Origin of the sequence: Erythrobacter sp. A6_0 (assembly GCF_017744235.1) — a bacterium.
Classification (GTDB): domain Bacteria; phylum Pseudomonadota; class Alphaproteobacteria; order Sphingomonadales; family Sphingomonadaceae; genus Qipengyuania.
Genome location: NZ_JAGHQR010000001.1, coordinates 1 through 20,329, shown reverse-complemented (window position 1 = coordinate 20,329; position 20,329 = coordinate 1). Strand labels below are relative to the sequence as shown.

Sequence of the window (20,329 nt, the reverse complement as noted above, 5' to 3'; positions counted from 1 at the left end):
GTGACGCCCGGCCCTCCCCTCCCTGTCCTTTCAGGATCGACTCTAGAAGCTTGCGCCCACCGCGATGCCGTAGCGCCGGGGATCGAGCGTGAAGATATTCGTGAAGTTCCCCGAGCTCGCATCGGTCACGTAAAGCCCCGTGATCGAGTTCGCATCGAAGATGTTCTGGACGAAACCGCGCACGAAGAAACGATTGTCTGGACCGTTCAGCTGGATCTGCGCATTCGCCTGCACGAAAGGCTCGATCCGGTTGACCCGTCCGTTGAACACATTGCCGAACTGCTCGCCCGTCAGCGCGAGGTCGAAGCGCGGGATCAGGCTCATGCCATTGTCGAAACGCATGGTGTATTGCGCACCGACCGAGGCCTTGAGATTGGGCGCCTGCGGCAACGTGTTGCCGCGCAGATTGACCTCTACCCCCGGACTCAGCACCTGAATGCCGCCGAAGGCCGGACCGATCGCCGCCGCCTGCTGGGCCAGCACCGAACAGATCGAGAAAGCACCTGTCGATGCGATCCCTCCGTCTGACGGGAAGGCGGTCGGTCCGCGCAAGCCCAGTGCCGGGTTGACTGCCGAAACGAAAGCGCGCGCCCCCGCTCCGGTCACCGCGCAGAGCGAACCGTTCGAGATATCCTTGATGATGACGGCATTGGGATCGCCGCCGCCGGGATCGCGCGGATTGCTGAAGAACTGATCGCCCGCCACCTTGGCGCTCAGCACGCTCAGATTCATGTTGATCAGCAGATCATCGCTCGGGCGGAACACGGTTTCCAGCTCGGCACCGTAGATGTCGGCATCGATCGTATCGTTGACCGAGGTGCGCGCGACGATGCGGCTGAGCTGCAGATTTTTGTACTTGTAGTAGAAGCCGGTGAGATTGATCTGCGCCGCGCCGTTCAGGAAGATGTTCTTCGATCCGATCTCGAACGCGTCGATCTGCTCGGAATCGAAGCTTTCCGGGACGGCGAAAACCGGAGCGAGCGGCGGATTGATACCGCCCGATTTGTAGCCACGCGAATAGCTGACATAGAGGTTGTTGTCGGGCGTGATCTCGTAATCGAGCACGGCACGTCCGGTGATCGCATCGAACGAAACGCTGCGTTCCTGCAACAGCTGGTTGCCCGCCAGACCCGCATCGGCGTCGAACGTGCCGACGAAGGGGGAAGCGAACGGATCGCCGTCATTGCTGAACGGGTTCAGGAAATTGGCAAACGTTGTGCGCGCGGCCACGGACTTGCTGTCGTCGTTGTAACGGATACCGCCGGTGAAAGTCAGCCGGTCGGTAAGATCGACATAGGCTTCCGCGAAGATGCCGAAACTCTCCAGCTTGAAGTCGGTCGTGTTGTTCCGATACATCGACGTTGCGAGATAGGATGGCGGCAGGCCGTTCGCGAAAGCGGAGAACGTTCCGAGAATGCCCGCGGCGTAATCGAGGCCGAACGAGTTCACGTAGTAACTGTTCTCGCTCACCTCCGTCTCGGCATAGATGCCGCCGATCAGGAAGTTGAACGGCCCGTCGAAATCGCTGCTCAGGATCGCTTCTGCAGACCAGGCGGTCTGGTCCTGGTTCGAACGGTCGAAGGCCAGCGGGACGCTGGAGCACAGCGAATTGCCTTCGAAGGCGCCGCGATTGCCTTCGTCATTGTCGGACGTGCAGAGCGGTCCACCCGGCCCCTGCGGGGTGAGCGCAGAAGCGATCGGCGCGAAATAGGCGTTCGATCCCGGTACGAAGGCGGGAAATGGCGGCGCGAGGCCGGTGGGCAGGCCGTTCGCGGCAAAGAAGGCCAGCGTGTTGAGCGCGGTCGCATAGCCCGACCGGTCGAGCACGCCGAGATTGTAGTCCTGACGCGAATCGACCGTGGTTTCCTGGTAGAGGCCGGTCAGCGACAGGTTCATCGCACCCAATTGCTGGTCGAGATGCGCCTGCACCTGCAATTCGTCGGCGAAGTAGTCGGGCGTGAAGGCCGTGTTGACCGTGCGCACATCGTTCGGCTCGTCGAAATTGGCGTAGCCGTCGGGGCCGTACACGCTGCCCAGGCCGAGCACGCCCGGGATGCCTTGGATGCGGAACAATTCCTGCGAGCTCAGCACGGAGGCAAGCGTGGAATTGGCATTGGTTTTGTCGAAATCGAGCCGGTTGTTGAGGCAGCCGAGCACGCCGGTGGGGTCGCGCTGGCACAGCTGTTTCTGGATGCGCAGCCGGTCATCGTTCTCGCGGAAATAATATCCCATGAGGTCGATCGTGGTGCTGGCGGTGGGCTCGAACCGCAGCGATCCGCGCACCGCATACATATCGCGCCCGTCGATCTGGGAATCGTCGAACAGATTGGTCGTGAACCCGTCCCGGTTCAGATAGAAGCCCGCCACGCGCGCAGCCAGGCTGTCACCGAGGGGCACGTTGATCATCCCCTTGGCCTTGATGCTGTCGTAATTGCCGTATTCGAATTCGGCAGACCCGGCGAACTGGCCCATTTCAGGCTTCGCGGTGACGACGTTGACCACGCCAGAGGTCGCATTGCGACCGAACAGAGTTCCCTGCGGCCCGCGCAGCACCTCGATCCGCTCGAGATCGAAATATTCGGTTTCGAACAGGCGCGTACCGAACAGCGGCGATCCGTTGGTGTGGATCGCCGTCGCGCTGTCGCAGGTCACGCCTACGCACAGATCGCCGATCCCGCGAATGGTGAAGCTCGACGCGGTAAAGTTCGATTTGGTGAAGGAAACATTGGGAAGCGTCAGCTGAAGGTCCGCTGCGTTCTCGATCTGCTGCGCTTCAAGCGCTTCGGCATCGAAGGCGCTGACCGCGATGGGAACTTCCTGAAGGCTCTGGCTCTGTCGCTGGGCAGTGACGATGATGGTCGGCGAATTGATCTGCGGATCTTCGAGATCGCTGTCGCCTGCCGATTGCGCCTGAGCTGGAATTGCGAATGCACCGGCGCACAGACCGGCCAATAGAGTGGCCTTAACCCTCATGTTTCCTCTCCCTGTCGATGCCGCTTTCCTGCGGTCTATCGCGAACAGGCTAACACAAAGCAGGTCCTTGGCAAGTCCCCTGCGCAGCAATATTACACGATGTGGAAATCCCGTGGTGTACGCAGAGACGATCGCGCAGTTCGTCCGCGCAAGATTCTAATGCGTCACACGAGATCGGCGCTGAGCGAAATATGGCTGATTCCGCGTCCGCCGCGATCGTCGCGGCCCAGCTGGACGAGCACGTCGATCACGCTGGCGGCATAGGCGATCGTATCGCTGCGGGTCAGCCCGATGCCGGTCTGCATCACCATCAGCGACAATTGTTCGAGCGCGCCGCGCAGGCTGTTGGCGTGGATGGTGGAAAAGCTGCCCGGATGGCCGGTATTGATGGCGCGGAGGAAGCTGACGCTTTCCGATCCGCGCAATTCGCCGAGCACGATCCGGTCGGGCCGAAGGCGCAGGGCCGCCTGGAGCAGTTCGTTGGACGTGACTTTGGCTTCGCCCAGTTCGCCCTTCACCGCGACCAGGCCGACGCCGTTTTCGCCCGGCAGTTTCAGTTCGGGCGTATCCTCGACCAGCACCACACGCTCGTGCTTGGGAATTTCGCCGAGCATGGCATTGAGAAAGGTCGTCTTGCCGGTGCTGGTGCCGCCCGAGATCAAGATCGTGCGCCGCTGCCGGATCGCTTCGCGCAGGAACGGGATCGGCTCCTGCTGCGGATCGGGCATGGCGCCGTGGACGGCGGGGCGCAGGGGCCCGCGATCGTAAGCGTCGAGCGGCAGGTCGAGCCTGCGGTGACGGCGGATCGCCATCGCCCAGTGGCGGCGCGAGGCCGGTGGGCCGCAGAACTGGACGCGCGCGCCATCGGGCAGCGTCGCGCCCAGAAGCGGATGTTCGCGATTGATCCCCTGATGGCTTACGCGCGCGACCTGTTCGGCCAGGCGCTGGATCAGCCGGTCGTCGATCTCGGGCATGGGATGACATTGCATGCCGGAATGGGCGCTGTCCTCCACCCACACTTCGCCCGGACCGTTGACGAGAATCTCGGTGACCGTGTCGCGATCCAGCCACTCGCGAAAGGGGGCGAGATAGGCGTCGAGATAGACGCTGCGCTCGCCGATGACGGGCGCGGGATCGACATCCTCGGGCTCGCCCTGAAAGGGGTGGATCTCGGCGCTCATCGCGTCTCCGTCCGGCTCAGCTGACCTGCGTAAAATCGAGATCGCGCGCCGTGAAGATGCGGATCGGTTCGCCTTGGCGCACACGCACCGTGGGGCTCCGCTGGCTGTCCTGCTGCGCCGCCGTGGCCGCAGCGGAGGTGCCCGCGCCGCCAAGTACCACCGCGCCCGCACCGCCGGTCGCCAACGTGCCGAGCCCGCCGACGACGGACAGGAGCATGGCCGATCCGAAGCGGCTGAAGAACCCGTCGCCCGAAACCTTGCCGGCGAGGCCCGTCGTCCCGTCGAACCCGATCGCGGGCGAGGCGAGATTGACCGAAGCCCCGTCGGGGCGGATCAGGCGCGTCCAGATGACATAGGCGCGCTTCTGCCCGCCCTGGATGCCGGACTGGTACTGGCCGATCAGGCGGCTGGACCGGGGCACGAGCACGCGCGTCCCGTCGAAGCTGCGCACGTCCTGGCTTACGACCGCGCGGACATAGCCGGGTACGTTGGTGTCGATGGCAGTTTCGAGCACGGCGGGGATCAGCGTGCCCTGCGTGACCGTGGTGCCCGGATTGGCCATTGCCTGCGCGCGCGCGGGAGCGCCGCCGACACCGCCGACGCGGCTCGCGAAATCGCCGGGCGAATTGCCCGCCGTCACCGCGCTCTCGCCTGAGGCAGGCGCGCCGGTTTCACCCGGAGCGAGCCTGGCGGGCGATGCGCCGGAATCGAACACCACTGTGGGGCTGGCATAAGGATTGCCCATCGGAGTCGGCGTGACCAGCGGCGGGGCGGAATAGACCGGGGACGGTGCCGGATCGGCCTGATAGCCCTGTGCGGGCGTCACCGCCGCTTCGGGGATGACCATCCCCTGGGGAACCTGCTGATCGACAGCCGCCTGTTGCGGCGCGGGCTGGACCTGCTGGCCGCCGACGCCCTCGGGCTCTTCCATCCGCGCCGAGCTCATGCTCCAGAGCGTGACCAGACCAAGCCCCGCGACCAGGGCGATGCCCGCCACCATGCCGAGCCCCTCGGTCCTGCCCTTCTTGGCAGCGACGGCGGGATAGGCATTGCGCGAGGCGAGATCGATGATTTCGGCCTCGCTCTCGTCACGCGGATCTACATCGTTGGCTGCACCCGTCGTCTCGCTCTTGGGCGGAAGTCGCATGGCCATACGCATCAGTTCATCTCCTTAGCGGAAGCGAAAGCCGTTCTGGCCCCGTTCGTCGCGGCGGCACCGCGCTGCGGGCGCTCGGGCCCCGAATTGACAAGTGTGGCACGGTCCTCGCCCGATCGCAGCACGATTTCGCGCGGCACGCCGTCCACCACGATCGTATCGCCGCGCACGGTGAAATTGACCGGGCCTTCCAGCCCCTTGGGCCCGGTGGTCAGAATGGCGGGGACGGCCCGGCCTTCGGGCCAGGTCATGAACACCGCTTCGCCATCGTCGAAGGTCCGCACGGGGAGAAGCTCGGTGTCGCCGGATGCTGCCCAGGCGAAATTGAGGTCCGCCGGATCCTGCACTGCCAGCGGATCCTGCGCGGCCGCGACTTCGGTCGGGGTGCGCGCGTCCGCCATCTGGGTTTCGCCGGGCAATTCGATGGGCTTCGGCTTTTCCGGATAGGTAAAGCTCAGCACGTAGATCGGCCGCGTCGAGGGGGAAGCGACGAGATCGAACAGATAGGTTCGCTCGTTCGTCACCACCGTCATATTGGTCGTGGCGCGCGGGCTCAGCGGCTTTACGAACAGCAGATTCGCGCGCTTGTTGGGCGTGACCTGCCAGCTCTCGCTATCGCCGATGGCGACATTCTCGATCGCTTCGTCGTCGGCGAACTTGATCGTGGCCTGGACCTTTACCTGGCCGTTGATGCGGACCACGCGGGTTTCGTCGTAGCGCACTTCGACAAGGCGGGCATCGTCGGCGAATGCGGGCGCGGCCAGCGGCCCCGCGGATGCGAGCACCAGAGCGAGCGCCGTTGCGACCGGGCGGATCATCGTTTTTTCTCCAGAGATTGCGAACCGGGCCCGCGCGTTTCGGGGGAACGGAACCGGCTGCCCACCCCCTGCGCACGCGACGGACCCGATGTAAGCGGCGATGCCTGAGCGCCACCTGAAGCGGTGGCGAGAACCTTGACGGTGCGCGAACCACCGCCCCCGCCCCCATAGGCTGCGCCCATGCTTCCATCGTTTGCGGCGGATGCGACCTGCTGGGCGGACAGATTGATCTGGCGCGCCTGGGCCATCGAATTGCTCGCCGCCTGCGCCGCTTCGGTCTGGCGGGCAGCATAGCCCGCCGTGGTGGGAGCGGCAGGTGCAGCCGCCATGTTCGGGCCGGTATCGCGGTCTCTGTCCGATCCGGCGAGGCCGAAGACCGTCCACCCGCCGACCATCGTCGCCGTCGTTTTCAGCACCAGGAACATCAGCGCGACATGCACCGCGCCGATCATGAAGAAGCCCATCGCGGCCTGCGGATTGATCTCGCCCGGATTCGCCACCAGAGCGCTGAGGATCGGCACGGCGAGTTCGAGCATCACCGTCCCGCCCAGCACCGCGAATAGCGGCGCGAGCGCCAGCATCACTACGCCTTTGATCCAGCCCGCGAACAGCCCGCGCGTGCCGTTGAACAGCGCCATCACCACGAATATCGGCCCCAGCGCCAGCATTATCGCCAGCGCGATCTTTGCCGTGACGAGCAGGCCCAGCGTGCCGAGCATGAACAGCATCGCGCCCATCCACATCATCCCCGGCGGCGAGAAGGCGGAAATATCCTGCTGCCCCTGGCTCGCTTCCTGAATGGCGAGGAAGACCACGTCGATCTTCTGCGCGAACACGTCGGTCGCCGACCCGTCCACGCCGGTCAGAAGCCCGGCAATCTGGTTGGGACCGCCGACGACGAGATTCCAGACCACGCTCTGATAGGCGATCCAGCTCGTCGCGAAGGTCAGCACGAAGCCCAGCGTAATCATGCGCGGGACGAGCGAGCGCACGCTCAGATTGGTGCGACCGGTAATCAGCAGGAAGCCGAAGACCGCGATAAAGAGGGTGAGCAGGATCGCGAGCACCGTGGCCAGCGATCCACCCGGCGCGAACAGGCGGCCGAAGGCTTCGGATGTGACCTGGCCCGCAGTGCAGTCGACCGCGCGCAGCGCTGCCGCGACGCCCGAGCCTGCCTGCGCGGCGACCTGGGAGCAATCGACGCTCATTCGGCGGCCAGTCGAGTGACGTTGAGCTTTTCGGGAATGTCCGCAAAGGCATCACCCGCATCGCCCGGCCAGGGCGCGCCGGTAAGCGTGGGGAACCAATCGGCAGGCGCATCGCCCACCGCCGAACGCAGAAGGTCGAGCCGGCGAACCGCACTTTCGCGGCCCGACAGCACGGTCAGCACTTCGGGCGCGCCCGAGAGATCCAGCCGGACGACGACGCTTGCATCGGGCTGGCGGATCAGGAAGCAGCGGCTGTGCGCAGGCAGCGTGCGGATCAGCGCCAGCTCGTGCTGGGTCAGGCCGAACCCGTCGCAGTAATCCTCGGGCCGCGCGCGGCTGTTGGGCATGAACACCATGGTGGCGGTCTGTTCGACCAGCGCGGTCGAGATGCGGCTTTCCAGCGCATCGCGCGCGCTCTGCGTGGCGAAGCCGACCAGCGCGTTGCGCTTTCTCAAGGTCTTCAGCCAGTCGCGGATGCGCGCGGCGAAAATCTCGTCGTCGAGCGCCTTCCAGCCTTCGTCGATCAGGATCATGGTCGGATCGCCGTCCAGCCGCTCCTCGATGCGGTGGAAGAGATACATCATGGTCGGCGTGCGCAGCTTGGGATTTTCGAGCAGCGCGGTCATGTCGAAGCCCAGCACGCGCGCGCCGAGATCGAGCTTGTCCTCCGCATTGTCGAACAGCCAGCCATGCTCGCCATCCCCGATCCAGGCGGCGAGGCGATCGGCCAGATCGCCCGGCTGCGGACGGCGCGCGCCCGAAAGCAATTCCTTGAAATGCCGCAGGCGCCGCAGCGACCCGTCATTGGCATAGGCCGCATCGACCGCGGTCGCGATGGTCGCGTCCTCTTCCGGCCCCTCCGCCTTCAGCATCACGCTGAGCCAATCGCGCAGGAAACCGCGATTGCCGGGCGTATCGGGCAAAGCGAGCGGATTGAACCCGGTCGGCTCGCCCGATCGGATGGAATCGTAGCGCCCGCCGATCCCGCGAATGAACAGTTCCGCCCCGCGATCCTTGTCGAACAGTACGGTGCGCGGCTTGAACTTTTGCGCCTGCGCGGCGAGGAAATTCATCACCACGGTCTTGCCTGACCCCGACGGGCCGATGACCGAGAAATTGCCCAGATCGCCGTGGTGGAAATTGAAGAAGAAGGGGGTCGAACTGGTGGTCTGGAGCAGCGTCACCGCCTCGCCCCAGTGGTTTCCGTCCGGCTTGCCGAGAGCGAAACCGTGCAGGCTTCCGAAGCTTGCCATATTGGCGCTGGAGATCAGCGCACGGCGCACCAGATAGCCTTCGTTGCCGGGGAACTGGCCCCAGAAACTGGGTTCGAGATTGGTGTCTTCGCGCACGGCGATTGCCCCGGTGTCGGAAATCGCGGCGGCGCAGGCGGCGGCGGCATCGTCCAGCCGGGCCAGATCGCGCTCGCGCACCAGAACGGTCAGGTGATGATCGCCGAAGCCGACCGACCCCGCACCCAGCGCGTCGCGCGCGGCCAGCATGTCGCCGCGTTCGGCGGCCGCTTCCTCATCGGCGGATTTCAGGCGGCGGATCGCCAGATCCATCCGCTCGCGCGCGGTCTGCCGCTCGGTCGGCGCGTAGCTTTCGCTTACGATCATCTCGTAAGGCAGGCGCAGCAGCGCATCGAGCAGGCCGGGCGTGGTCGCTTCAGGATAATCCTTGAGGCCCAGGATCGCCGAGAAATCGGGCGCGCCCGAACCACGCTGTTCCAGCGCGTCCAGGCCGAAGCTGACCCGGCGATAAGGCAGCATGTGGCCGATATCGACGTCGTCGCCCGGACGGCGTACTGGGCGCATTTCGCCATTATAGAGGGCGGAAAGCAGTTCGAGCAGTTCGTTGTTCGTCGTGCCGTTCGGGCCGGCATAATCGCCCAGCGGCTGGGCGCCGTAAGCCGACAACGAGGCGGCAAGGCCGGTCGCCGCCGCGCGCAGCGAGCGCAGATCCTTGGGATCCACCTCGATCTCTGCGCCGCCCTTGCCCTTCTTCTTCCAGGCCTTGGCCGTGCGCTCCACCCAGCCCGCCTTGCCGCGAGCGGGGCGGCGGATCAGCGTCACGAACTGATCGTTGATGAAGAGCGATCCCGAACCCAGCCGTTCCTGCCAGCGCGCATCGATATGGCGGCTGAGCGGATCGGGAAAGGCCGCGTCGAGATCGACTTCCACCCGGCGACGGATCACGTGGTGATACATCACGAAACGCGCATCGAGCGTCGAACGCAGCATCACTTCGCGCGTGGCGGCGTGGGCGTTCAGCGCCTCGCTATCCTCGGTCTCGAACAGCAGGCCGGGAACCTGCAATGCGGTCATCAGGCTGCCGTCGCGCAGCAGCAGCGTGCTCTCGTCGACCAGGCGGGCATAGGGCAGCCGGTCTCCGGCGCGCGCTTCCTTCGCGCTCCAGGCCGCTGCGCCTTTCCACTTGCTCATAGGTCGCGATCCTTATGGTTTGGCAGGCCAGATCGGCCCGCCGGTTCTAGGCGGCGTAACTGTTGCAGCCCCACTTGTTGTAATTCTTCACCCGCGGACACTTGGACACTTTCGTGATCCAGAGGTCGAAGATCCGCGGTTCGCGCAGGCAGGCGAAATAGCCGATGGCGTGCATCACCGCGAACACCAGCAGGGCCAGCCAGCTACCGGTGATCAGGAACGCCTCGGTCGTCACCATCCCGTTGATGATGAAATAATTGAACGTCACGCCCGCGAACATCTGCGGGCGAGTCAGCGCACGGTGCACGGGATGGCGGACCAGCTGGCTCATCCTACACGCCCGAAGCCGCGCCCTGGATGCCCGCGACGATCGATGCGGCACCGAACAGGATGAAGACGCCGATGATCACGGTCGCCCCGAAGCGCCAGTTGAGACGTCCAGTCAGCATCATGAAGCCGACCGCGGCTACCGCCATGACCGCCACGGCGGTAGCGACATTGCCGAGCAGCGTGCCCTGAAGCCAGCCGAGTGCGGCGACGATGGGCTGCGAACCGGCGGGATCGGCGGCTTGCGCGAAAGCGGCGGTGGGCAAAGCCAGAAGCGCCAGAGCGGCAGCACGAAATACGGAACGCATAGAAATATCTACTCCCGGGAATGATCGGACAGGCGGCCCATGATGGCCGCAACGTAAAGCTGGGTTTCGCGAATGCGGGGGATCCCCCCTGCGCGCATCACTCTCCCCGGACCAGCATTATAGGCCGCGAGCGCTTTCTCCAAGTCGCCATCGAAGCGATCGATCTGTTCGCGCAGATACCGCGCCCCGCCTTCCAGATTGGCGAAAGGATCGTCCGGATTGACGCCCAGATCGCGCGCAGTGCCCGGCATCAATTGCGCAAGGCCGCGCGCGCCGACGGGCGAGCGGGCATCGTGGCGCCAGCGGCTTTCCTGCCAGACCAGCGCTTCGATCAGCGAAGGGCTGAGATCGAACCGCGCAGCCAACTCATTCACCTTGGCGCGGTAATTTTCCGGTACGGCCGCCGCATGCAGGCGCGGATCGGCAAGTACGCGATCGGGCAGCATCATGCCTTCCACTGCTTCGAAATCGCCATCGACGGCCAGAACCGCCGTTTCGGGCAGAGCTTCGGGAGCGCCACCGGCGATCCAGCGCGCGGCGCCATCGTCGATCTGCAGCACGTCGGCCTGGGCGGGCACGGACAGCATGGCCGCGCCGAGCAGCGGCAAAACCCGCAAGGCGTGCCATGTCGTTCTGTTTGCCCAAGCGGCTCGAATCATTGCGCCCTCCACCATCCCGGTCGCTCTGGCTACAATACATGACACGGGGGTGACACGGATATGAACCAGTTCCCCCCGTTCGTCCCAACGAAAAAACGGCTCACCCGATAATTCGGGCAAGCCGCTATAGTGCCTGCGCCCATGGGCGCGGTCGTTAAACTGCTTTAACGTGACGCGATCGACGCGGTGGAGGCGAATTCCCCGCGTGCGAGCATGGCGAGCCCCTTGCGCGCCAGCACGCGCGAATCCACCCAACGACCGTCAATTGTTTCGAGCTCGGCGCGTTCGTCATGCGCCATTGCGGCTTCGAACAGGTCGCGCGCGCGTTCTTCATCTCCGCGTCGCGCATGCGCGACGGCAAGGTTGATCAGCAGCGCCGGATCATCGGCTGCCTTGTCGGCTTCCGCGGTCAGCGTGCGAAGAGCGGCACCATTGCGACCTTCCACCAGTTCCTGCGTCCCGTAATCGGGCCCGGCAGGGTCAGCGGCCAAGGCCGCAGGGCTTTGCGCGGCAACGGCCAGCGCGGCGATTTGTGCGAGAGCGATCATCAGGCATCTCCTTCTTTCCCGCAGCCTGTATGCCGCGCGAAGCCCCCGCCCGCAACAAAACTGTAACATTGTCATTTAGGTGTCATTTTGGACCCCGGCGGCGCAGCGATCATCGGTCGGAAACGGTAAAACGCCCCGATTTCAGCCCTCCCGATCCATTCGTCCGGTTTTGTAAGCGAAGTGTCACGGACGGACACAAACTGTCACGCAGCAGGCCTAGCGGGCGAGTCGCGATCAAGGTTCGCGATACATTTTCATCCGGTTTTTTGAGGGGACCGCTGCCCGTGACTATTCTTTTCCGTACGCTCGTTCTCGGCACCAGCGCGCTCGCATTGGCGAGCTGCGGGGCCGACGAAATCGTCTCGCCGGGCACCGGCGGCGACATCACGATCAACAATCCCCCGGCACCAGCGCCCGCTCCTGCGCCGACGCCCACGCCGACCAGCACGCTGGTGACTCCGGCGGCCGGCTGCCCCACGATTTCCAACCCCGATCAGCTGGTCAATGACGGCACGATCTCCGGTCCGACCGGCGAATATCGCGTCTGCACCATGCCCGCGCGCTTCACCGCGTCGAGCACGCTGCCGTTCAACCGCGGCATCCTCTACCGCATGAACGGCCGCGTCGATGTCGGCACCGATGGCGGCCCCGCCCCCGACGGTTCGGACGGCGCGACCGACAGTAACGTCAATCTGACGATCGAGCCGGGCGTGCGCGTCTATGCCGCCGGTTCCAGCTTCCTGATGGTCAATCGCGGTAACCGCCTGACCGCCGTGGGTACGCAGTCGCGTCCGATCATCTTCACGAGCCGCGACAACGTTCAGGGCCTCAACAATGACAGCTCGTCGGGCCAGTGGGGCGGGATCGTCCTCGCCGGCCGTGCGCCCGTGACCGACTGCATCGCGCCGGGCGCCACGCCGGGCAGCGTGAATTGCGAACGCCAGGTCGAAGGTGCGGCGCAGCCCGCTCTGTTCGGCGGCGCCACGCGCAACGACAAGAGCGGCGACCTCGCCTATGTCCAGATCCGCTATTCGGGCTTCGTCCTTTCGGGCGATAACGAATTGCAGGCGCTGACCACCGGCGGCACCGGCACCGGCACCACCTTCGACCGCGTGATGAGCTACAACAGCTCGGACGACGGCGTCGAATTCTTCGGCGGCAGCGTCAACGCAACGCGGCTGATCGTGGTCGGCGCGGAAGACGATTCGCTCGACACCGACACGGGCGTGAAGGCCAATCTCCAGTTCGTGATCGCGGTCCAGCGCGCCGGCGTCGGTGACACGATCATCGAAGCGGATTCGAGCAACGCCTTCAACAATTCGACTCCGCGGCAAAACACGCAGATCTCGAACGCGACCTTCATCGCGAATAGCGGCACGCGCGATCAGGCGATCCGCATTCGCGGCGGTGCCGATTATGCGATCGTCAACAGCGTTTTGGTCGATCGTTCGGGCTCCACGCCGTGCCTGCGCATCGACAATTCCGAGACGATCCAGACGACGGGCGACGATGAGCTGGGCGCGCCGCGCTTCAATTCCTTCGTGCTCGATTGCGCCACCGACTTCCGCAACGGCAGCAACGTGACCGCAGACCAGACGCAGAGCATCTTCAACGCCGGTACGAACACCAACGCCAATTTCACGAACACGCTGTCCATGACCTTCGTCAACGGCGCGAACGAGAATGGCGTGGCGGTGTTCAACCCGACCGCGCTGAGCAGCTTCTTCACCAATCCGACCAATATCGGGGCCGTCTATCCGGGCAACGACACCTGGATCAACGGCTGGACCTGCAACTCCGCCGCGGCGACGTTCGACAATGCGGTGAGCGCCTGCACCTCGCTGCCGGTCTATTCCTGATCGCAATCCCGATCGGGGGAGCGGGCGTATCGGCCCGCTCCCCTTTTCATCACCTTCGATAGGGCCGGGTCCGGCCCCGCACCGACCATAGAAATTCGACCAAATGAGGGGGTCACCCATGTCCTTCGGCATGTCCACCGGCAGAAAGCTGACCGGATTGCTGCTCTTCACCACGGCGCTGTCCTGCCCCGCCCTCGCCTTCGCACAAGGAACCGGCGGCCCGCCCAGCGGCGTGGCCCAAGGCGAAGCGCCCGATCCGGCGGACGACGACGTATTGACCGATACCGCCGAAGGCACGGGCCAGGATACCCAGCTGGAAGAGACGCCCGAAGTATCCGTTCCCGGCGGTGACGTCATCGTCGTGACCGGTCGCCGCCGCGTAGAGCCCGAGCGCAATTCGACGCAGGTCATCTCTGTCCTGAGCGCCGAAGCCATTGCGCGCACCGGCGAAGGCGACATTGCAGGCGCCCTGAGCCGCGTGACCGGCCTGTCGACCGTGGGCAACGGTCTCGTCTATGTCCGCGGCCTCGGCGATCGGTATTCGCTGGCGCTTCTGAACGGCCTCCCCCTGCCCTCGCCCCAGCCATTGAGCCGCGTGGTCCCGCTCGATATCTTTCCGACCAATGTCGTCGCCTCCAGCCTCGTCCAGAAGACCTATTCGGCGAACTTTCCCGGCGAATTCGGCGGCGGCGTCATCAATCTGACGACCAAGGCCATTCCGGACGAAAGCTTCGTCACGCTGTCCGCCGGGATCAGCGGCGACGAGCAGACGACCTTTTCCAAGGGCTACACCTATTACGGCTCGCAATATGACTGGTTCGGCTTCGACGATGGCAGCCGCGATATCGTGCCCGCACTCCAGGGCTTCCTCGACAGCGGCGCGCGCATCAGCGATCCCGGCGTCGACAGCCAAGCGATCCTGACCCAGCTCGGCAATCCCAATCGCATCCTCTTGCAGAAGACCGATTGGACGCCCGCCAATTTGTCGGGCGGGATCACCATGGGCACCAGCGCCGATTTCGGCGATACGGGCCGCATCGGCGTGATCGCCACCGCCTCGCTCAGCAACAAATGGCGCAATCGCCGCATAACCCAGCAGACCGCGATCAATGCCGATCTCGAATTGCGGTCCGACTTCACCGATTTCGTCACCGACAACCGCATCCTTTTGAACGGATTGCTCGGTTTCGGGCTGGAAATCGGCGAACACCAGTTTCGCTTCACCAACCTCTTCATCCGCGACACTCTGAAGCGCGGCTCCCTCTCTTTGGGCGAAGATCTCCAGAACGGCGATACCGACCTCGTGCAGGATACCTCGTGGTTCGAACGTCAGCTCTACAATTCGCAATTCGTCGGCGAGATGGAGTTCGGCGATCTCTCGGTCGATCTGCGCGGCGGTTACGCCCAGACCCAGCGCGAGGCACCGTATGAGTGGGAATTCACCTATACGCGCACCAACAATGCCGGCGATCCGCTGGGCGATCTGTTCCTCAACACGCTCGATCCGCAGCGCGGCGGCGCGGTGGTCGCGTTCTCGGATCTCACCGAAGATCTCTATTTCGGCGGCATCGACCTGAGCTATCGCGTGTCGGACTGGCTCGGCGTCACGATCGGTTATGCCTATAGCGATACCGACCGCTTCTCGACCCGGCGCGAATTCGACATCCGCGCCACCACCGGCTTCCCCGACGCACTCGGCGCGTTCCGTCCCGACAATCTTTTGGGCGATGCGCTGATCCAGCTGGGTTACGACCCGGCGGCGCAGGCAGCGGCTGGGATCGGACCGTTCAATTTCAACATCTTCGAAACCACCCAGAGCGATCCGGCCTTCGCCGCCAATCTGACCGTTAATGCGGGCTATGCGAAGGTGAATATCGTTCCCTTCGATACCGTCACACTCGATCTGGGCGTGCGGTACGAAGATGCGGAACAGACCGTGACGCCGGTCGAAGTGTTCGCCGTTCCGCTGAATTCCGGCAGCGGCACGAATCTGAACAACGATTATTTCCTGCCTGGCGGCACGATCACCTGGGAAGCGACCGATCGCCTGCAAGTGCGCGCCAGCGCGTCTAAGACGATCGCCCGGCCCCAATTCCGCGAGCTGATCTTCCAGACCTATTTCGATCCCGAAACCAATCGCCAGTTCAACGGCAATCCGCGCCTCGTCGACAGCGAGCTGATCAACGCCGAAGCGCGCGCAGAATATTATCTCGGCGGGGGCGACAAGATCAGCCTGGCGGGCTTCTACAAGGATATCGAGAACCCGATCGAGGTGTTTTCTAGCTTCTCCGACAACGAACAGGTAAGCGGCTTCGCCAACGCACCGGCGGCCACGCTGTACGGGCTCGAATTCGAATCGCAGCTGAGCAAGAATCTCTACGATTGGGGCGGCTTCTTCGAAACGAAGCGCGCCATCCTGATCGCGAACTACACCTACACGACATCCGAACTGAAGGTCGGCGACACTGACATCGTCAGCGTCTTCCCCTTCGCCGACCAACCCGCGTCGAACTTCTTCAACGATGGCGTGGCGTTGACCGGGCAGTCCGATCACCTCGTGAACCTGCAATTGGGCCTCGAGGACACCGAGGATCTGCAGCAATTCACCATGCTGCTGAGCTATGCGAGCGAGCGCGTGACCAGCCGTGGCACGGCGAACCTGCCCGATATCGTCGAGGATCCGGGCCTCAGGCTCGATCTCGTCTATCGCCAGGGGCTGAATCTCGGCGGCGTGCCGCTCGAACTGAAGCTCGAAGCCCGCAACGTCACCGGGCGCGATCATTTCGAATTTCAGGACAACGGCACGCGCCGGATCGACATCAACAGCTACGAAGTGGGCCGCAGCTTCGGCGCGTCAATTTCCGCCGAATTCTAAAGGGTCTTCGATGCTAACAAAAAAGGCGCCTCCCGACCGGGGGCGCCTTTTTCGTTGTCCGAGTGCTCAGGCCTCAGAGGATATATTTCGAAAGGTCGGTATCGCCCGCCAGATCGTCCAGCCGTTCGCGCACATAGGCCGCGTCGATCGTGATCGTTTCGCCCGCATGCTCCTCGGCTTCGAAGCTGATATCTTCGAGCAGGCGCTCCATTACCGTCTGAAGCCGCCTTGCACCGATATTCTCGACACTCTCGTTCACCCGCGCGGCGATCTTGGCGACCTCGCTGATGGCGTCCTCGGCGATGTCGAGCGTCACGTCCTCGGTGCCGATCAGAGCCTTGTACTGTGCAGGCAGATTGGCGCGCGTTTCGGTCAGGATGGCGACGAAGTCCTCTTCGGTCAGCGCGCGCAGTTCGACCCGGATGGGCAGGCGGCCCTGCAATTCGGGCAGCATGTCGCTGGGCTTCGAAACGTGAAACGCACCGCTGGCGATGAAGAGGACGTGATCGGTCTTCATAGGCCCGTATTTGGTCGCCACGGTGGTGCCTTCGATCAGCGGGAGCAGATCGCGCTGGACGCCCTCGCGCGAAACCGAGCCACCGCGCACGTCCGACACCGCGATCTTGTCGATCTCGTCCAGAAAGACGATCCCATTGGTCTCGGCATTTTCCAGCGCGACGCGGGCGACGTCCTCCTGGTCCATGCGCTTCTCGCTCTCCTCTTCGACGAGGCGATCCCACGCATCGGGCACTTTAAGTTTGCGGCGCTTCAGATTGGACTTGCCCATCGCCTTGCCGAGCATGTCGGATAGATCGATCATGCCGACATTGCCGGGCATTCCGGGCACTTCCATCGCGCTTTGCGGCTGATCCTTGACCTCGATCTCCACTTCGGTGTCGTTCATCGCATTCTCGACAATGCGCTGGCGGAACGCCTCGCGGGTCGCTTCGCTGGCGTTCTCGCCGACGAGCGCGTTCAGGAGCCGGTCCATCGCGGCCTGCGATGCGGCTTCGCGCACCGCCTCGCGGCGGCGGTCCTTTTCCAGCCGGATCGCTTCTTCGACCAGATCGCGCGCGATCTGCTCGACGTCGCGACCGACATAGCCGACCTCGGTGAACTTGGTCGCTTCCACCTTCACGAACGGCGCGTCGGCCAGCTTGGCGAGGCGGCGCGAGATCTCGGTCTTGCCGCAGCCGGTCGGCCCGATCATCAGGATGTTCTTGGGCGTAACCTCGTCGCGCAGATCGGCGGCGAGGCGCTGGCGGCGCCAACGATTGCGCAGCGCGACCGCAACGGCGCGCTTGGCATCCTTCTGGCCGATGATGTGCTCGTCCAGTGCGGCGACGATCGCCTTGGGGGTGAGGGAGTCAGACATAGATGTGAAAATTCCGATTGGTGCGGCCATTCGTGCGGGCGGGAAGACCTAGACCTCTTCCACCGTCACATTGCCGTTGGTGAAGACGCAGATATCCGCGGCGACCTGCATGGCTTTGCGCGCGATCGTTTCCGGATCATCCTCGTATTCGGCGATCGCCTTGGCCGCGGCGAGCGCATAATTGCCGCCCGATCCGATCGCGGTGATGCCGCCTTCGGGTTCCAGCACGTCGCCATTGCCGGTGAGGACCAGCAGATTGTCCTTGTCCGCGACGATCATCAGCGCTTCCAGATTGCGCAAATATTTGTCGGTGCGCCAATCCTTGGTCAGCTCGACAGCGGCGCGCAGCAGCTGGCCGCTATATTGCTCCAGCTTTTTCTCGAGGCGTTCGAACAGGGTGAAGGCATCGGCGGTCGCGCCCGCGAAACCGGCAACGACCGCATCGTCCTTGCCGATCCGGCGGACCTTACGGGCATTCGGCTTCATCACCGTATTGCCCATGGAGACCTGCCCGTCGCCCGCGACGACGATCCGATCGCCCTTGCGTACGCCGATAATGGTGGTGCCATGCCACTGGGTCAGGCCGTGGCGGTTTTCGCTGTCACTCATGCGGCGCGATATGGGGCCGCGCCTGTTCGGTTCAAGAACGGCGTATCAGCCGCCCGGACCGCGCGGCGCTCCGCCGCCTGCACCCGGCGCACCGACCACGCCGATATTGCCGAACAGGTCTTCGAGGAAACCGCGCTCGCGGCCCAGAGTGGGCGTCGTGTCGCTTTCCGGCGAAAGATAAACCACCTGATCGATCCCCGACGTATCCGCCGACAGGACATTCCCGGTCTGATCGAAACGGATGGCGAGCACGCGATGCGCTTCGATCTGCGGGCGGACGAAGGGTTTGCGGCCCGTGGTGCTCGACACGTAGTACCACGTCGGCTCGCCGAACTGGCTCATGAAGGTCGGACGGCCCAAGGTGGCTTCGACCGAACGCTGGTTGTCGAGGCCGGGCTGGATCGCGTTCACGAGAGTGCTGTCGACGATATAGCCGCGGTTTTCGCGGATCGAGGTGCAGGCGGGCAGCACGGCGACCGCCCCTGCGAGAAGCGCGAGGCTGGCGATCTTGCGACCATAGGCACGGGTGGAAACCACAGAAACTCCATATCGTCTGGCGCGCCGGGCATAACGGCCGGGGCGCCCTGAACCGGTGGCCCCGCCTTAAGCGCCCGCGCCCGGGCTTGCAAATATTTGCGTGCTTGCGCTTGGAAGGCAGGGCTTGAATTGCCGCTGAACGCAGCCGACCTTGCCCTTTGCACCACGCCCTTCAGGAGCCCCAACCCCCAGATGAGCCTATTCGACCGCCTGTTCCGCAAGCCGACCGACCCGCGCGAAGCGATGCGCCCCCTCTGGCATCGCACGATAGAAATCGCGCGCGAACCGGAATGGTACCGGCATTGCGGCGTTGCCGACACGCTGGAAGGGCGCTTCGACATGGTGACCGCTGCGCTGGCGGTGGTGATGCTGCGTATGGAAGGCGATCCGGAGCTTGCGCCGCGCACCGCCTACCTCACCGAGATTTTCGTGGAGGATATGGACGGGCAATTGCGCCAATCGGGCGTAGGCGATCTGGTGGTCGGCAAGAAGATCGGCAAATTGATGAGCACGCTGGGCGGGCGGCTCGGCGCCTATCGCACCGGCTTTGCGGACAATGGCCCCACGCTCGAAGAGGCCGCGCGCCGCAATGTCACGCTGACCGACGAGGCGCTGGCCCGCCAGTTCGCCGATCGGCTGCGCGCCCTGCGCCTGCGTCTCGACGCGACGAGCGCGGATGCGATGCTGGCGGGAGATATCACGTGACCGCAATCGAGAACCGCGCTCCCGAAATGAGCCGAATCGTGAAGATCGATCGCCTCCCCGACGCTCCGTTGCGGATCGAGGCGAACGAAGACGAGCGCCGCAAGCTGGCCGGGCGGTTCGGCCTGCCCGCGCTGCACGCGCTGGTGGCCGAGATCGCGCTGGAAAGCGATGGAGAGGAAATTGCGGCGAAAGGGTCTCTGACCGCGCGCTTCGACCAGGCCTGCGCGGTTTCGGGCGAGCCCTTCGCCAATCGCGTGGACGAGACGGTCGCCCTGCGTTTCGTGCCGCAATATTCCCACGCCGATTCGGCGAGCGAGGAAGAGGAAATCGAACTGTCGGAGGACGATCTGGACGAGGTGCCTTTCGAAGGCCAATCCTTCGATTTGGGCGAGGCGATCGCGCAGAGCCTCGGCCTCGCCATCGATCCCTATGCGCGCGGGCCGGAAGCCGATGCCGCGCGCGAGGATGCCGGTCTTGACGATCCCGAGACCGGTGGCGCGTTTGCCGCGCTCGCCGCTCTCAAGAAGGACTGACGCCCCGAAATAGCTGGACCCGCCTAGAACGGGATATCGTCGTCCAGATCGTCGTAATTGGAGCCGCCGCCCTGGCTTCCACCCGAGCCACCGCCCTGATTGCCGCCGGAGCCGCCACCATAGCCGCCGCCCGACTGGCCACCGCCATAACCGCCGCCCGATTGGCCGCCGCCGCGGTAACATCGTGGTCTCGCGCCGCGCCGTACTGGAAGAAACC

At 64.4% G+C, this 20,329-nt stretch carries 18 protein-coding genes; 4 read left to right on the top strand and 14 right to left on the bottom strand.

All coding sequences use genetic code 11. The annotated features are described in order from the left end of the window. Positions 1-42: 42 nt before the first annotated feature. The 10 genes from J7347_RS00090 to J7347_RS00045 form a co-directional block, all read right to left on the bottom strand. Complete coding sequence (locus J7347_RS00090) at positions 43-2,973, bottom strand: TonB-dependent receptor (RefSeq protein WP_209160258.1); 2,931 nt, start codon at positions 2,971-2,973, stop codon at positions 43-45. 164 nt (positions 2,974-3,137) lie between these two features. Continuing rightward, on the bottom strand, positions 3,138-4,154 hold the full coding sequence (virB11, locus tag J7347_RS00085) for a P-type DNA transfer ATPase VirB11 (RefSeq protein WP_209160256.1): 1,017 nt from the start codon (positions 4,152-4,154) through the stop codon (positions 3,138-3,140). A gap of 16 nt (positions 4,155-4,170) precedes the next feature. Continuing rightward, positions 4,171-5,313, bottom strand: a complete 1,143-nt coding sequence (locus J7347_RS00080) for a TrbI/VirB10 family protein (protein ID WP_245173739.1) — start codon at positions 5,311-5,313, stop codon at positions 4,171-4,173. After that, positions 5,313-6,128, bottom strand: a complete 816-nt coding sequence (locus J7347_RS00075; protein WP_209160254.1) for a TrbG/VirB9 family P-type conjugative transfer protein — start codon at positions 6,126-6,128, stop codon at positions 5,313-5,315. Before J7347_RS00075 ends, J7347_RS00080 begins: the two co-directional genes overlap by 1 nt. After that, positions 6,125-7,336 (bottom strand): type IV secretion system protein, encoded by a 1,212-nt coding sequence (locus J7347_RS00070; protein ID WP_209160252.1) that lies wholly within the window; start codon positions 7,334-7,336, stop codon positions 6,125-6,127. Before J7347_RS00070 ends, J7347_RS00075 begins: the two co-directional genes overlap by 4 nt. After that, the gene (locus J7347_RS00065) at positions 7,333-9,777 is read right to left on the bottom strand and encodes a VirB4 family type IV secretion/conjugal transfer ATPase (protein WP_067684084.1); all 2,445 of its coding nucleotides are present in this window, start codon (positions 9,775-9,777) and stop codon (positions 7,333-7,335) included. The genes J7347_RS00070 and J7347_RS00065 overlap by 4 nt, the downstream gene beginning before the upstream one ends. 46 nt (positions 9,778-9,823) lie before the next feature. Next, positions 9,824-10,108 (bottom strand): VirB3 family type IV secretion system protein, encoded by a 285-nt coding sequence (locus J7347_RS00060; RefSeq protein ID WP_067684081.1) that lies wholly within the window; start codon positions 10,106-10,108, stop codon positions 9,824-9,826. A gap of 1 nt (position 10,109) precedes the next feature. Next, a complete protein-coding gene (locus J7347_RS00055) occupies positions 10,110-10,412 on the bottom strand; it encodes a TrbC/VirB2 family protein (protein WP_156502132.1) in 303 nt (100 codons plus the stop codon). Between the two features lie 8 nt (positions 10,413-10,420). Next, positions 10,421-10,999 carry a lytic transglycosylase domain-containing protein gene (locus tag J7347_RS00050; protein ID WP_067684109.1) on the bottom strand — a complete coding sequence of 193 codons (579 nt, stop codon included), beginning with the start codon at positions 10,997-10,999 and terminating at the stop codon, positions 10,421-10,423. A 236-nt stretch (positions 11,000-11,235) separates the two neighbouring features. After that, positions 11,236-11,619, bottom strand: coding sequence for a hypothetical protein (locus J7347_RS00045; protein WP_209160247.1), 384 nt, complete (start codon positions 11,617-11,619; stop codon positions 11,236-11,238). A 284-nt stretch (positions 11,620-11,903) separates the two neighbouring features. On the opposite strand from J7347_RS00045, the gene J7347_RS00040 reads away from it, so the two are divergent. Together J7347_RS00040 and J7347_RS00035 are read left to right on the top strand one after the other, a co-directional pair. Next, positions 11,904-13,478 carry a hypothetical protein gene (locus J7347_RS00040; protein WP_209160245.1) on the top strand — a complete coding sequence of 525 codons (1,575 nt, stop codon included), beginning with the start codon at positions 11,904-11,906 and terminating at the stop codon, positions 13,476-13,478. A gap of 130 nt (positions 13,479-13,608) precedes the next feature. Beyond that, a complete protein-coding gene (locus tag J7347_RS00035; RefSeq protein WP_209161146.1) occupies positions 13,609-16,353 on the top strand; it encodes a TonB-dependent receptor in 2,745 nt (914 codons plus the stop codon). Positions 16,354-16,426: 73 nt separating this feature from the next. Here the strand turns inward: J7347_RS00035 and hslU are convergent, their stop codons facing one another. Genes hslU through bamE form a run of 3 tightly spaced genes read right to left on the bottom strand, consistent with a single transcriptional unit; the run spans position 16,427 to position 18,844 of the window. Next, the gene (gene hslU / locus J7347_RS00030; protein ID WP_209160243.1) at positions 16,427-17,728 is read right to left on the bottom strand and encodes an ATP-dependent protease ATPase subunit HslU; all 1,302 of its coding nucleotides are present in this window, start codon (positions 17,726-17,728) and stop codon (positions 16,427-16,429) included. A gap of 48 nt (positions 17,729-17,776) precedes the next feature. After that, positions 17,777-18,337 carry an ATP-dependent protease subunit HslV gene (gene hslV, locus J7347_RS00025; protein ID WP_067678311.1) on the bottom strand — a complete coding sequence of 187 codons (561 nt, stop codon included), beginning with the start codon at positions 18,335-18,337 and terminating at the stop codon, positions 17,777-17,779. A 45-nt stretch (positions 18,338-18,382) separates the two neighbouring features. Beyond that, on the bottom strand, positions 18,383-18,844 hold the full coding sequence (gene bamE / locus J7347_RS00020; protein WP_209161144.1) for an outer membrane protein assembly factor BamE: 462 nt from the start codon (positions 18,842-18,844) through the stop codon (positions 18,383-18,385). 222 nt (positions 18,845-19,066) lie between these two features. Between bamE and J7347_RS00015 the strand changes: the two genes are divergently transcribed. Both J7347_RS00015 and J7347_RS00010 read left to right on the top strand, forming a co-directional pair. Beyond that, positions 19,067-19,579, top strand: coding sequence for a ubiquinol-cytochrome C chaperone family protein (locus tag J7347_RS00015; RefSeq protein ID WP_209160241.1), 513 nt, complete (start codon positions 19,067-19,069; stop codon positions 19,577-19,579). Beyond that, positions 19,576-20,112, top strand: a complete 537-nt coding sequence (locus J7347_RS00010; RefSeq protein ID WP_348521525.1) for a YceD family protein — start codon at positions 19,576-19,578, stop codon at positions 20,110-20,112. The genes J7347_RS00015 and J7347_RS00010 overlap by 4 nt, the downstream gene beginning before the upstream one ends. Positions 20,113-20,135: 23 nt before the next feature. Here J7347_RS00010 and J7347_RS00005 read toward each other — a convergent pair. Beyond that, the coding region (locus J7347_RS00005; RefSeq protein ID WP_209160239.1) for a hypothetical protein at positions 20,136-20,329 on the bottom strand (194 nt) is incomplete at its 5' end.

What these genes read in the sequence shown, in the direction of transcription:
- J7347_RS00090 (WP_209160258.1), bottom strand. Translation starts at nt 2,973, where the DNA reads ATGAGGGTTAAGGCCACTCTATTGGCCGGTCTGTGCGCCGGTGCATTC.
- virB11 (WP_209160256.1), bottom strand. Translation starts at nt 4,154, where the DNA reads ATGAGCGCCGAGATCCACCCCTTTCAGGGCGAGCCCGAGGATGTCGAT.
- J7347_RS00080 (WP_245173739.1), bottom strand. Translation starts at nt 5,313, where the DNA reads ATGCGTATGGCCATGCGACTTCCGCCCAAGAGCGAGACGACGGGTGCA.
- J7347_RS00075 (WP_209160254.1), bottom strand. Translation starts at nt 6,128, where the DNA reads ATGATCCGCCCGGTCGCAACGGCGCTCGCTCTGGTGCTCGCATCCGCG.
- J7347_RS00070 (WP_209160252.1), bottom strand. Translation starts at nt 7,336, where the DNA reads ATGAGCGTCGATTGCTCCCAGGTCGCCGCGCAGGCAGGCTCGGGCGTC.
- J7347_RS00065 (WP_067684084.1), bottom strand. Translation starts at nt 9,777, where the DNA reads ATGAGCAAGTGGAAAGGCGCAGCGGCCTGGAGCGCGAAGGAAGCGCGC.
- J7347_RS00060 (WP_067684081.1), bottom strand. Translation starts at nt 10,108, where the DNA reads ATGAGCCAGCTGGTCCGCCATCCCGTGCACCGTGCGCTGACTCGCCCG.
- J7347_RS00055 (WP_156502132.1), bottom strand. Translation starts at nt 10,412, where the DNA reads ATGCGTTCCGTATTTCGTGCTGCCGCTCTGGCGCTTCTGGCTTTGCCC.
- J7347_RS00050 (WP_067684109.1), bottom strand. Translation starts at nt 10,999, where the DNA reads ATGCTGTCCGTGCCCGCCCAGGCCGACGTGCTGCAGATCGACGATGGC.
- J7347_RS00045 (WP_209160247.1), bottom strand. Translation starts at nt 11,619, where the DNA reads ATGATCGCTCTCGCACAAATCGCCGCGCTGGCCGTTGCCGCGCAAAGC.
- J7347_RS00035 (WP_209161146.1), top strand. Translation starts at nt 13,609, where the DNA reads ATGTCCACCGGCAGAAAGCTGACCGGATTGCTGCTCTTCACCACGGCG.
- hslU (WP_209160243.1), bottom strand. Translation starts at nt 17,728, where the DNA reads ATGTCTGACTCCCTCACCCCCAAGGCGATCGTCGCCGCACTGGACGAG.
- hslV (WP_067678311.1), bottom strand. Translation starts at nt 18,337, where the DNA reads ATGAGTGACAGCGAAAACCGCCACGGCCTGACCCAGTGGCATGGCACC.
- J7347_RS00015 (WP_209160241.1), top strand. Translation starts at nt 19,067, where the DNA reads ATGAGCCTATTCGACCGCCTGTTCCGCAAGCCGACCGACCCGCGCGAA.